Consider the following 13,509-nt stretch of genomic DNA (forward strand, 5'->3'; position numbering starts at 1 on the left):
CTATCGGCCCGGCCGCGATGCGAGCAGCATGTAATTGACGTCGAGATCCCGCGACCTGTTCCAGCTGTCCAGAAGTGGATTGAAGGTCACGCCGGTCCGGTCAATGATCTCCATCCCTGCCCCGGTGACGGGCGTTTCGATTTCTTCCGGCCGCACGAGCTTCTCATAGGAATGGGTTCCCTTCGGCAACCAGCGCAGGACGTATTCAGCCCCGACGATCGCAAGTGCATAGGCCTTTAGTGTGCGGTTTATTGTTGCCACGAACATTAAACCGCCAGGCCGCACCATCCGGGACGTCTCGCCGAGGAACAGAGGCACGTCAGCGACATGTTCGACCACCTCCATGTTCAGGACGACATCGAACGTCTCGCCGGCATCCGCCAACTGTTCAGCGGTTTCCGCCCGATAGTCGATGTTCAGTCCCGACTTCTGCATGTGCAGCTTGGCGATTTCGATGTTGACGGTGGAGGGATCCGCTCCGACCACGTCGGCGCCAAGACGTGCCATCGGTTCACTCAGGAGGCCGCCTCCGCATCCAATATCGAGAAAACGCAAACCCTCGAACGCATTTGGTGCCTTGGGGTCCCGGCCAAAGCGCTCGCAAACCTTTTCCTTGATGTACGACAGACGAACCGGATTGAACTTGTGTAGGGGCTTGAACTTGCCCGTCGGGTCCCACCATTCATCCGCCATTGCGGAAAAGCGGGCAACTTCCGTATCGTCCACCGTGCCTTTGCCGGCCTTGCTTGCGTCGGTCATCTTCCGTCCTTCCTGTTCGGGCGGTTGGCGCATCCCGTTCCTGCGTCACGTCCTTCTAGGTCCTGTCTCTTTTGTCAAGCCACGCAGTTGCAGCAACAGCACAGTCCCTGTATGGATGACGCCCGATCCGCCGGGTGCATCATGCACCCTCGTTACTTGATGAAAAGAATACGACAGCAATGGCGCGACTGGTTTTGAAATTTGGCGGCACATCTGTTGCCGACCTCGATCGCATTCGGAATGTGGCCCGCCACGTCAAGCGTGAGGTGGACGCCGGGCACGAAGTCGCCGTCGTCGTCTCTGCGATGGCCGGTCAGACGAACAAGCTGGTCGAGTTTTGCCGCGAGGCATCGCGCCTTCACGATGCGCGAGAGTACGACGCGGTCGTCGCATCGGGGGAGCAGGTTACCTCCGGGCTTCTCGCGATCGTTCTGCAGGACATGGGCGTGAATGCGCGGTCCTGGCAGGGCTGGCAGATTCCGCTCAAGACGGACGAGAACCATGGTGCAGCGCGCATCAAGGAAATCGACGGCAGTCTGCTGATCGAACGCCTGTCGCAGGGACAGGTGGCCGTCGTGGCAGGCTTCCAGGGGATCTCCCCGGACAACCGGATTGCGACCCTCGGGCGCGGTGGATCCGACACCAGTGCAGTTGCTATCGCTGCGGCTATCAAGGCAGATCGCTGCGATATCTACACCGACGTCGATGGTGTCTACACAACGGACCCGCGAATCGTGCCGAAAGCCCGCCGACTTGACCGGGTGTCCTTCGAGGAAATGCTCGAAATGGCATCACTGGGCGCCAAGGTGCTCCAGGTACGTTCAGTCGAGATGGCCATGGTGCATGGCGTTCGCACGTTCGTGCGCTCCAGTTTTGATGATCCCGATGCGCCGCAGGTCGGCGTCGGTGATCTTCCCCCCGGAACCCTTATCTGCGACGAGGATGAGCTCGTGGAACAGCAAGTTGTCACCGGCATTGCATTTGCCAAGGATGAAGCCCAGATCTCCATTCGCGATGTGGCGGACAAGCCTGGTGTCGCGCAATCCGTTTTCGGGCCGCTGGCGGAAGCCAACATCAATGTCGATATGATCGTCCAGAACATCTCGCCCGATGGCAAGACGACCGACATTACCTTCACCGTTCCGGAAACCAGCTACGAGCGCGCGAAGAAGGTCCTTGAGGATAACAGGGAAAAGATCGGTTTCCAGAACCTTGAGGGCGCCACAAACGTTGTGAAGGTTTCGGTCATCGGTATCGGAATGCGCTCACATGCAGGCATTGCAGCCGAGTGTTTCCGCGGTCTTGCCGAAAAAGGCATCAATATCCGTGCGATCACGACCTCCGAAATCAAGATCTCCGTTCTGATCGATTCTGCCTATACGGAACTTGCGGTCCGGACTCTCCATTCGCTATACGGATTGGACGGATAACACGTTCCGACTCGCCGCCGCGCTTTTGACCCAGAAGGTGCGGTGGCTGTCACGAACATGACGGGGTAGGGCGATGCGTAGCAACCTGGCCGGTCCGCGCCTGTTGCTCCGCCGGCTTCGCGAAGTCATGGCGGAGCCTATCAAGGCTCAGGAGCGGCTCGACAAGATTGTGGTCCTGATCGCGGCGAACGTCGTCGCCGAGGTCTGCTCCGTCTATATTCTGCGCGCTGATGGCGTTCTCGAACTCTACGCGACCGAAGGTCTAAAGAGGGAAGCCGTTCACCAGGCTTCGCTGCGCGTAGGCCAGGGTCTTGTTGGTCTGATTGCGGCCGAGGCCCGCCCGCTCAACTTGCCCAATGCACGCGCTCATCCCGCATTTGCCTATCTGCCGGAGACGGGTGAAGAAGCCTACAATTCGTTCCTTGGCGTGCCGATCCTTCGTGCCGGCCGAACGCTTGGCGTTCTGGTCGTGCAGAACCAGTCTCACAGAACCTATCTGGAAGACGAGGTCGAAGCGCTGCAGACCACTGCGATGGTCATCGCCGAGATGGTCGCGGCCGGCGAGCTGGAGGCAATTGCCCAGAAGGATACAGGCCTCGACCTGTCTAGGCCAATTCACGCCACCGGTGTGGCGCTGGCCGAAGGTGTTGGCCTTGGCCATGTGGTCCTTCATGAACCACGTGTCGTTGTCACCAACCTGATCGCGGAAGACAGCGAGGCGGAGCGGCAAAGGCTCGATGGGGCCATCAACCGATTGCGCCTGTCGATCGATGACCTCCTGGCCAGCGGCGATATTGCCGCCACAGGAGAACACCGGGAGGTGCTCGAGGCCTACCGCATGTTCGCCTATGACCGTGGCTGGACCAGAAAGATCGAGGAAGCGATCCGGAACGGTCTGACGGCAGAGGCGGCAGTCGAGAAGGTACAGAGCGACATGCGTGCGCGCATGCTTCGCCAGACTGACCCTTATCTGCGCGAGCGTCTGCACGATCTTGATGATTTGGCGCACCGACTGATCCGCGAATTGATGGGCCGCGAGCATGGGCCGCAGACCTCGGAGTTGCCGCAGGATGCGATCATCGTGGCTCGCAACATGGGGGCCGCGGAACTCCTCGACTATGGACGCGACCGGATACGGGGCCTCGTGCTTGAGGAAGGTGGCCCTACCAGCCATGTGACGATCGTCGGCCGGGCTCTCGGCATCCCGATGGTCGGCCAGCTCGATGATATCGTCTCTCTCGCAGATGCGGGTGACGCGATTATCATCGACGGCGAGGCGGGAGAGGTGCACCTGCGTCCGGCTCAGGACGTCGAGCACGCCTATGCCGAGAAGGTCAGGTTCCGGGCTAGACGTCAGGCACAATACCGCCGGCTGCGCAACAAGCCCTCGGTGACCAAGGACGGCATCGAAATATCGCTTCAGATGAACGCAGGGCTCTTGGTGGACCTGCCGCATCTTGCGGAAGCGGGAGCCGCTGGCGTCGGGCTGTTTCGTACCGAGTTGCAGTTCATGGTCGCCTCGGCATTCCCACGGATGCGGGAGCAACAGGCGCAATATGAGCAGGTGTTGGCGGCTGCCGAAGGCAAGCCGGTGACTTTCCGCTCTCTCGATATCGGTGGCGACAAGGTTCTGCCGTACCTGCGCTCGATCCAGGAAGAAAACCCGGCAATGGGCTGGAGGGCGCTGCGCCTGGGGCTGGATCGTCCTGGTCTGCTGCGAACCCAGCTTCGTGCCTTGCTGAAAGCCGGGGCGGGTCGCGACCTGAAGGTCATGTTTCCGATGGTCGCCGAAGTTGCTGAATTCATGCGCGCCAAGGACCTGGTCGAGCGGGAACTCAAGCATTTGCGCCGCCACGGTCACGCCGTACCGGAGAACCTCCGGCTCGGTGTCATGATCGAAGTGCCTTCACTTCTGTTCCAGCTTGAGGAACTCTTGCATCAGGTCGACTTCGTATCGGTCGGCTCGAATGACCTGTTCCAGTTCTTCTGTGCAGCCGATCGCGGCAACACGCGCGTTGCCGACCGGTTCGACACCATGAGCCGCGGCTTTCTGCGCGCGTTGAAAAAGATTGTCGATGCGGCAAACGTCGCGCATGTACCGGTTACGCTATGCGGCGAACTGGCCGGCCGGCCGCTCGAGGCGATGGCCCTGATCGGCTTGGGCTTCCGTGATCTGTCCATGTCACCGGCTGCCCTTGGTCCGGTAAAGGCAATGCTCCGGTCTCTCGACGCGGGCCGGCTTTCGGCTCGCCTCTTGCCAAGGCTTGATCCTGGACATCCCGAAACCGATATCCGGGATTTTCTCAAGCGCTATGCCGCTGAGATGGACATCGCCCTCTAGCTTCTCTATCAGGCCGTCTTTCGACGGACACCACTAGGAGACATGCGCACATGTTGGCGCGAAACAAGCTTGATACGTTGCTGGACCGGTTTGCCGAGATCGAGCACGGCATGTCTGCCAACCCGGACCCGACGACCTACGTGAAGTTATCGCGGGAATATGCGTCGCTAGAGCCGCTGGTTCTCAAGGTCAGAGCCCTCATCAAGGCGGAAAACGAGCTGAAGGATGCGGAGGCGATTCTGGCCGATCCAGCGTCGGATGCGGACATGCGAGAGCTTGCCGAGGCAGAGCGCGACGATCTGCGGGATCAGGTAGAAACTCTCGTGCAGGATGTTCGCATCGGCCTCTTGCCGAAGGATGAAGCCGACTCGAATGATGCCATTCTGGAAGTGCGTGCCGGTACGGGAGGCGACGAGGCGGCTCTTTTTGCGGGCGATCTTTTCCGTATGTATCAGCGCTTTGCCGAACTGCAGGGGTGGAAGGTCGAAATGCTGTCCGCGAGTGAAGGCGAGGTCGGCGGTTTCAAGGAAATCATTGCCTCCGTCTCCGGCGACAATGTTTTCGCCAAGCTCAAGTTCGAGTCCGGGGTGCACCGTGTGCAGCGTGTGCCGGCGACGGAATCAGGCGGGCGCATTCACACATCTGCGGCGACTGTCGCAGTCCTGCCTCAGGCAGAGGATGTGGATGTCGATATTCAGGAAAGCGATCTGAGGATCGATACCTTCCGCGCATCGGGAGCTGGTGGGCAGCACGTCAACACGACGGATTCCGCGGTTCGCATTACGCATATTCCGACCGGTGTCGTTGTCGCAGTCCAGGACGAGCGCTCTCAGCACAAGAACAAGGCTCGGGCGATGCAGTTGCTTAGGGCGCGTATCTATGACGCCGAGCGTGAGAAGGCTGCCAGCGAACGGACCGAGGCTCGCCGTCTTCAGGTGGGCTCCGGCGATCGTTCGGAACGGATCAGGACCTATAATTTCCCGCAAGGGCGCGTGACCGATCACCGGATTGGCCTGACGCTCTACAAGCTTGAGCAGATCATGGCAGGAGAAGGACTTGCCGAAGTCATCGACGCTCTGATTCTCGACCATCAGACCTCGCTTCTGGCGGCGCAAGAGTCCTGACGTGAGGGTTGGTGACCTCTATCGCAAGGTCCGCGACAGATTCCGGCACCAGGGCCTAAGTACGCCCGATCTCGATGCGCGGCTCCTGGTTTCCGCCGCGCTCGGGCTGACGCCCTCCGAAATGCTTCTCCACGAGAGCGATGACGCGAGCGATGCTGCGGTCGCGCGCATTGACGAGTTCTCGAAGCAGCGACTGGCCGGGAAACCCGTTGGCAGGATTCTTGGCTGCCGTGATTTTTGGGGGCTGGAGTTCAAACTAAACGAAGCAACACTTGAGCCGCGTCCGGACACCGAAACGCTGGTCGAGGCGGTTCTCGCCAGAACTCCTCTGGATCACGCTATCACCTTTGCCGATATAGGCACCGGAAGCGGAGCCATCGCCATTTCCATTCTCACGGAGTTGTCCAGGACGCAGTGCATTGCCATCGATGTTTCCGAACGGGCCCTGGATTGTGCGGTCGCTAATGCGAAGCAGCACGGAGTGCAGGATCGATTCTGGCCCGTTCGTGGCAACTACTGCGGACCGCTCGCGGTCGGCTTCGACTGGATCGTCAGCAACCCGCCCTATATCAGGACCGAAGTCGTTCGCGAACTTGATCGGGAAGTGCGTGAGCACGATCCAGATCTGGCTCTTGATGGCGGACCCGACGGGTTGGATGCCTATCGAACGATTGTCGCACAGGCCGCCGAGATCCTGACCGAGAAGGGCCGAATCGCTCTTGAGATCGGGTTCGACCAGGCGGCAGATGTTTCCCGCCTTTTACAGCTACACGGCTTTTTTGAGACTGAAATCATTCAGGATCTTGCCGGAATGGACCGCGTCCTGGTAGCCCGGCGGGGGTAATCACTCCGGTTTTAAGGCTGTTGCGAAAAAGCGCTTGGAAAACCAAGCGGAACCGGTTAGTTTCACCTCGCCGAGACCGGAATGTTGTGATCAGCGTCTAGCGGGGCATGCCTATCCGGCAACGCGTGGCCAATTTCAGTATTCACTAATTGGACGCCGTTGTTTAACGGACCATCCGGACTTTCGGACTGTCGCAGATTATGCCGAGGATTTCGACCGCTTTGCGGTGCGAAAGGTTTTCTTTCGGCTTTTGCAAATGACAGCCGCTGACCTTCACGGTTGGTTTCGGTGAATTTTTCGTGTCGGTATTAGGCAATTCCGATGTTTGGCCAGCCGAGGCTGGTCGCCGTTCGCAAGAGAAAACGGCAGGATGAGACCAGGAAATCAAAGCAATAAGCGTATGCGTGGACGCGGCCGCAAGGGGCCAAATCCGTTAAGCCGGACGTACGAATCGAACGGTCCGGATGTAAAGATCCGTGGAACGGCTCTGCATATTGCGGAGAAGTATCAGCAGCTGGCTCGCGATGCCCAAGCCTCTGGTGACCGGATCATGTCCGAAAACTACTTCCAGCACGCCGAGCATTATCTGCGTATCGTGGCGGCGGCACAGCCCCAGCAGGCTGCGGCCTCCCAGTTTTCCCGCGATGCCGGTGAAGATGGCGACCAGGATGTGCAGGGGCAGTCCGATGCGCCGATGAACGGTGGCAGTGAAAGGCGTCCCCGTCACGAACGTGGCAAACGGCAGGATGCTGAGGCACTGGTTGGCGAAGACAGCCCACAGCCGTTCATCGATGACATGCCGGTCATCGACGAGTCCGGACAGCTCAACGGTTCTTCCTCACGCGCGGCTGATGCGTCCAGCGATGAGGATGACGAAGATGCCAAGCCGCGTCGCCGCATTCGCGGTACGCGCGGCAAAGGTGTCCGCAAATCCGCTGATGAGGGCGAGGCAGCAGGCGACCAGGATGTCGTGGACACGGCATCGGCCGGTGGCGAAGACGAGGCAGTAAAGCCCAAGCGTCGCACTACCCGTACGCGTCGCCCGAAGGTCGCCGAGCAGGGTGTCGATGCCGAGCCGGTAACCGCCGGCGAGTGAGAACGCAGTCCTGTGGGATTGTTTTGAGTGACGGCGCCTTTTGGCGCCGTTTTTCGTTTGAATTTTGATACTTAGTATTTCAACGGAATTTTCTCCTCCCCTCTTTTGTTGTCAAAATGCAACACTATATCGGAGGGGCGGTGCTCGATTTGAGGCCGTACAGGTGCTCCTTGGGAGGCCTGAAATCCGAGAAGCCGGTCATGCTTGTGAGGTGGCCAGGTGGTTGGAGGTAGAACATGAACGTTGAGAAATATACCGAACGCGCCAGGGGCTTCATTCAGTCGGCCCAAACCTTTGCTCTTGGGCAGGGGCACCAGCAGTTTGCTCCCGAACATATCGTCAAGGTCCTGCTGGATGATCCGGAGGGCATGGCCAATGGGCTGATCGAGAAGGCTGGTGGCGATGCAAAGATTGCCAAGGCAGAAATTGCACGTCTGCTGGACAAGATGCCCAAGGTTTCCGGAGGTTCCGGCCAGCTGTATCTCTCACAGGCGACCGCCCGTGTGTTTGATCAGGCCGAGAAGATTGCGGACAAGGCCGGTGACAGTTTCGTAACGGTCGAACGCCTTCTGCTTGCGCTCGCGATGGAGAGCGAAAGCGATGTTGGCAAGCTGTTCAAGAAGGCCGGCGTGACCGCCAATGGTCTGAATGAAGCAATCAACGCCCTCAGGCAGGGGCGCACGGCTGACAGTGCGACCGCCGAAAATCAGTATGATGCCCTGAAGAAATACGCGCGAGACCTGACGCAGGTTGCCCGTGATGGCAAGCTCGATCCCGTCATCGGTCGCGATGAGGAGATTCGCAGGACAATTCAGGTGCTGTCGCGAAGGACGAAGAACAATCCGGTCCTCATCGGTGAGCCTGGCGTTGGCAAGACCGCAATCGCGGAAGGCCTTGCGCTGCGCATCGTCAACGGTGACGTACCGGAATCCCTGAAGGAGAAGCGCCTGCTTGCGCTCGATATGGGCGCGCTGATTGCCGGTGCAAAGTATCGCGGTGAGTTCGAGGAGCGGCTGAAGGCCATCCTTTCAGAAGTCGAGGCAGCGGCCGGCGGCATTATCCTGTTCATCGACGAGATGCACACGCTGGTCGGAGCCGGCAAGGCGGAGGGGGCGATGGATGCTTCCAACCTGCTCAAGCCTGCTCTTGCGCGTGGTGAGCTCCACTGTGTTGGCGCAACGACGCTGGACGAGTATCGCAAGCACGTCGAAAAGGACGCGGCCTTGGCCCGCCGTTTCCAGCCCGTGTTCGTCACCGAGCCGACGGTGGAAGATACGATCTCCATTCTGCGCGGCATCAAGGAGAAATACGAACTCCATCACGGTGTCCGCATCACCGATTCTGCGATCGTGTCTGCTGCAACGCTCTCCAATCGTTACATCACCGATCGGTTCCTGCCGGACAAGGCGATTGACCTTGTCGATGAGGCGGCGAGCCGTCTTCGAATGCAGGTCGACAGCAAACCGGAAGAACTGGATGAACTGGATCGCCGGATTATTCAGCTTAAGATCGAACGCGAGGCTCTGAAGAAGGAAGAGGATCCGGCGGCAAAGGACCGCCTCGGCAAGCTTGAAAAGGAACTGTCCGATCTTGAGGAAGAGTCCGACGTTCTGACCCGCCGCTGGCAGGGAGAGAAGGACAAGCTTAACCTGGAACAGAAGCTGAAGGAGCAGCTGGATCAGGCCCGGATCGATCTGGAGATTGCGCAGCGCCGCGGCGATCTGGCCAAGGCCGGTGAGCTTGCCTATGGCGTGATCCCGGATCTGGAGCGCCAGATCGCGGAGGCCGAAAAGCAGGACGGCAGCGACACCATGGTCGATGAGGCTGTGACGTCGTCCCATGTGGCCCAGGTCGTGTCCAAGTGGACCGGAATTCCGGTTGACCGGATGCTCGAAGGTGAGCGTGAGAAGCTGCTGAAGATGGAAGATGTCCTGAGCGAGCATGTCGTCGGTCAGGCGGAAGCCATCCATGCCGTTTCCACCGCGGTCCGCAGGGCGCGAGCAGGCTTGCAGGATCCAAACCGTCCTATCGGCTCGTTCATGTTCCTCGGCCCGACCGGCGTCGGCAAGACTGAACTGACCAAGGCCCTGGCGCGGTTCCTGTTCGATGACGACACGGCCATGGTCCGTCTGGACATGTCGGAATACATGGAGAAGCACTCCGTATCACGGCTGATCGGTGCGCCTCCCGGATATGTCGGCTACGAGGAAGGCGGAGCGCTGACCGAAGCGGTTCGCCGACGCCCATACCAGGTGGTCCTGTTCGATGAGATCGAGAAGGCGCACACGGACGTGTTCAATGTGTTGCTGCAGGTGCTCGATGATGGAAGGCTGACCGATGGTCAGGGCCGTACGGTCGACTTCCGCAATACGTTGATCATCATGACGTCGAACCTCGGCGCAGAGTATCTGGTCAACCAGCCGGAAGGCGAGGATACGGACGCGGTCCGTGACGAGGTTATGGGAACCGTTCGCGGCCATTTCCGCCCGGAATTCCTGAACCGTCTCGACGAGATCGTGCTGTTCCACAGGTTGCAGCGCTCCCAGATGGCATCGATCGTCAAGATCCAGCTGGAGCGTCTTCGGGCCTTGCTGGCGGATCGCAAGATCACCTTGTCACTGGATGACGGTGCTCTCGGGTGGTTGGCTCAAAAGGGCTACGATCCGGCTTACGGTGCCCGGCCCCTGAAGCGGGTCATCCAGAAAGAGGTACAGGATCCCTTGGCAGAAAGGCTCCTGGCTGGTGAAATCTCCGACGGCCAGTCCGTCGAGATATCTGCCGGTGGTGATCGGCTGGTTTTCTCAGCCCGTGCAGGAACTGCCGAGGCTGCCTGACCATGCGGTGATCAAGCGGCACAGAAAAAGCCCCGGGCTTGTTGACCCGGGGCTTTTTGCATCTGGTCGTTTGTTGTCGCCAATCAGGCACCAGATGTGAGAGCTACTGCGCGGAAGCAACCCGAGACGGGCGTCTCGCCCGGTCGAGCATTGTATCGATGCGCAGACGCTCCTCTTCGAAGGCAGCCAGCATGTCGCCGTCAAGGACTCGGCCCCGAGGCAGCTTGATACGCATCGGGTCGACATAGCGCTGGTTGACCATCACTTCGTAATGCAGATGCGGGCCTGTCGAGAGACCGGTAGAGCCGACATAGCCGATGATCTGGCCCTGCCGAACGCTCATGCCTTCCTTGATGCCAGTGGCAAAGGCTGACATGTGGTTGTACGTCGTTGTGTAGCCATTGGCATGGCGTACCTCGATCCGGCGCCCGTAGCCGGAACTCCAGCCGGCCTTGATGATCGTTCCGTTGCCGGCACTCATGATTGGAGTACCCCGCGGCGCCGCCCAGTCCACGCCGGTATGCATCTTGTTGTACTTGTGGATCGGGTGCCGGCGCATGCCAAAACCGGAGCGGAAGCGGCCGTCGGAAACGGGCTTTCGCATGAGGAATTTCTTCGCGCTCTGGCCGTTCGCGTCATAGAAATCGACAGCGCCATCATCCGGAGTGACGAACCGATAGTATCTGCGCGTGCTTGAGCCGGTGTTCAGTCCGGCGTAGAGCACTTCGGAAGACTGGCCGGCATCGTGATCGGCATAGAAGATCTCGAGGGCGTCGCCCGGTTGGACTCGTGCGTTGAAATCAACGTCGAAAGAGAAGATCCGGATCAGTTCATCGATCAAGGGCTCGTCCATCTCCTGTTCGAGCGCTGTCTGGTACAGGCTGTCGTAGAGAACGGGAGTCTGGCCGCCATAGGAAATGCGATCTGCTTCGGCAAAGGCATCGGCGAGGAAGGTTGTCGGTGCTTCCGCAACCACGTAGGCCCCGGTGTCGGATCGGGCGACGGTCGCCTGATGAACCGTATCGGAATAGAGGCTCACACGCTCGGGCCGCATGCGCCCGGAGCCATCCGGATCAGGAGCATACCCGATCCGCAGCCGGTGACCCTCCTGAAGAAGTCCGAGGCCGAAGTTGTCGCCAAATGCGATCGATATAAGTTCGGCTTCCGATGGTGTGGCTTCGTTATCGAGCAGAATGTCGATGAATTCGACTTCCTCGCCAATCGGAACAATCTTCTCCTCCATGCCGGCAAAGCGGACGTCATCATCCTGTTTCGATATGAAGGAGACGTTCTCGGGAGTTATGCGAACGGCCAACCTGGTAAACTCTGACTGCCGCGCAAGATTGAAGTCGAACCTTGCAGGGTCGACCATGGCTTGCGCGGCCGCGTCAATGGTGTTGACGGCCAGGAAGCGGGCGCTCTGGCGGACCGATTTCTCGATCTCCGGTTCGCTCGGCGTTTCGCCAAGGTCGATCTCGCTGCTTGTTGCGGGAAAGCTGGTCAGGGAAATGCTGACTTCACCCTCGACCTTTGCTCCGTAGATCGAATTGGAGAAAACCGTGTCCGGAACGAGACGCTCGGGTACGTTCTGGACGTCGGAGAACATGTTCAGCGGATTGAAGGAGGGGATCTCGGACGTCAGCTGCGGGTTCTTCCGGGTGGCCAGGCTCGCAGTGATAAGCGTGTAGTCGCGTACGCGAATATGTTCCCGGTCACCATCCTTTGTGACGACGTTCACCGGAATGATCTGCCTGTTCGAATATTCGGTCGCAGACTTGCTGATCTTGTCGCCCTTGGTGCCACTGCTGCGAATGTTGTCGATATCCAGGGCCAGATTTCCGCTCGTCGGTACCGTCGCTGCCGAGACACTGTACTGACCGTCAAGGGCAGCAAACAATGCGCCCCCCATCAGCACGACTGACGTAACCCCTGTGAGGACCGTTCCCGTCAGCCACCGGATGGAGACGCTTCTCCTGTCAGGCAGGGCATTGCGATCATCGCTGACAATCAGCGGATCCTCGTCACCGAGCGAAACCGCGCTGTGTGCTGAAGAATGGAAGGGCCCCAAATGCATACGCCCGATACCGCTTTCCCTGTAAGTTTCGTTGGCGAGAAAATGCCGTGTCTTGGAAAGAAGGTCAAACGCCTTCGTTGGCCGATAAAATCGAGCGCTCTTATTAAGTCCAACATTCGGGCAGGAGTGGGGCAGAGACGGGACGCGGCCAAGCTTACAATCAGGCTTGCGGAATCTACCGTCCGATGCGCCGCTGCCCTAACACTGACCGTGCTCGCAGCGGACGGTGGTCGCCGTGCTGGAGGCAATATGTAGAGATGGCATTTATATAGAGGGGCGTTTCGGGAATAGAGAGTACCCGTGCCGGACGAGGGCCGGATTCATCAAGCAAGGGACCCCTTGGGCCCGGAGCAATCCTTTTAGCCGCGAATGATGCCGGGGACAGGTCAACCTATATAAGGGGGCGATCGCCTTACATTCTAATATGGACCATCTACGCGCTATAATACGGGGGCCTCAAATTGTCCTTAAACAGGAACGCGGACAGCGAGCAAATGCTGAGGGGAGCATCCCGATTTTGCTGGATTTGGAAGAGGCCAAGACGGCTGCGGCCGGTGCCCAGGTTTTGCGCTCGCGCAAAAAAGCGTCAACTCCGATAAAATTCTGATCAAACAGCAGAAATTCCAGCTTGGCGATCTTCATCCACATTGGGAAACCGGCGGATTTCTGCCAAAAGGAAGGCCCTCTCAGGCTGTGTGAATCTTTTTTGACAAAGCTTGTTGACTCGTCCGGGGGCGGTGCGTATAACCCGCTCCATCGACGGCGGCGCTGCCAACACACAGCGCTCTCGCCGGTCGGTTCTGCCAGACAATGAAACGGGTTTTCGCTTTTAAAGCGGGTGACGCGGTGTCCGGTTCTCCCGAGTTTCGGGAGTGTTCTTTGACAATTTGATATTTGAAGGAAGGGAAGCGTGGACGGCGTTGCTCTTGCGGACTGGCCTTTATGGTTGGTCGTTAGAGTAGTTACGCAGGTACGCTGATCTTTCAAACAAGGAAGCCGATTGGTTC

General features: G+C 59.1%; 9 protein-coding genes. 6 read left to right on the forward strand and 3 right to left on the reverse strand.

What is annotated here, in order from left to right:
• Positions 1-759 (reverse strand): bifunctional 2-polyprenyl-6-hydroxyphenol methylase/3-demethylubiquinol 3-O-methyltransferase UbiG, encoded by a 759-nt coding sequence (ubiG, locus tag ACN0SY_RS13560; RefSeq protein WP_417687881.1) that lies wholly within the window; start codon positions 757-759, stop codon positions 1-3.
• Between the two features lie 179 nt (positions 760-938).
• On the opposite strand from ubiG, the gene ACN0SY_RS13565 reads away from it, so the two are divergent.
• The 6 genes from ACN0SY_RS13565 (at position 939) to clpB (ending at position 10,428) form a co-directional block, all read left to right on the forward strand.
• The gene (locus ACN0SY_RS13565) at positions 939-2,189 is read left to right on the forward strand and encodes an aspartate kinase (RefSeq protein ID WP_417687883.1); all 1,251 of its coding nucleotides are present in this window, start codon (positions 939-941) and stop codon (positions 2,187-2,189) included.
• 73 nt (positions 2,190-2,262) lie between these two features.
• Positions 2,263-4,530 carry a phosphoenolpyruvate--protein phosphotransferase gene (gene ptsP / locus ACN0SY_RS13570; RefSeq protein WP_417687885.1) on the forward strand — a complete coding sequence of 756 codons (2,268 nt, stop codon included), beginning with the start codon at positions 2,263-2,265 and terminating at the stop codon, positions 4,528-4,530.
• Between the two features lie 50 nt (positions 4,531-4,580).
• Positions 4,581-5,654 (forward strand): peptide chain release factor 1, encoded by a 1,074-nt coding sequence (gene prfA / locus ACN0SY_RS13575; protein WP_417687887.1) that lies wholly within the window; start codon positions 4,581-4,583, stop codon positions 5,652-5,654.
• 1 nt (position 5,655) lies between these two features.
• Positions 5,656-6,498 carry a peptide chain release factor N(5)-glutamine methyltransferase gene (prmC, locus tag ACN0SY_RS13580; protein ID WP_417687889.1) on the forward strand — a complete coding sequence of 281 codons (843 nt, stop codon included), beginning with the start codon at positions 5,656-5,658 and terminating at the stop codon, positions 6,496-6,498.
• A gap of 400 nt (positions 6,499-6,898) precedes the next feature.
• Positions 6,899-7,594, forward strand: a complete 696-nt coding sequence (locus tag ACN0SY_RS13585) for a DUF4167 domain-containing protein (RefSeq protein WP_417687891.1) — start codon at positions 6,899-6,901, stop codon at positions 7,592-7,594.
• 236 nt (positions 7,595-7,830) lie between these two features.
• On the forward strand, positions 7,831-10,428 hold the full coding sequence (gene clpB / locus ACN0SY_RS13590) for an ATP-dependent chaperone ClpB (protein WP_417687893.1): 2,598 nt from the start codon (positions 7,831-7,833) through the stop codon (positions 10,426-10,428).
• Positions 10,429-10,531: 103 nt separating this feature from the next.
• On the opposite strand, the gene ACN0SY_RS13595 is transcribed toward clpB, so the two are convergent.
• Both ACN0SY_RS13595 and ACN0SY_RS13600 read right to left on the reverse strand, forming a co-directional pair.
• The gene (locus ACN0SY_RS13595; RefSeq protein WP_417687895.1) at positions 10,532-12,502 is read right to left on the reverse strand and encodes a M23 family metallopeptidase; all 1,971 of its coding nucleotides are present in this window, start codon (positions 12,500-12,502) and stop codon (positions 10,532-10,534) included.
• 456 nt (positions 12,503-12,958) lie between these two features.
• Positions 12,959-13,509: hypothetical protein (locus ACN0SY_RS13600; protein WP_417687896.1), on the reverse strand; the 551-nt coding region annotated here is incomplete at its 5' end.

This window comes from Roseibium sp. (assembly GCF_048261595.1).
GTDB lineage: Bacteria > Pseudomonadota > Alphaproteobacteria > Rhizobiales > Stappiaceae > Roseibium.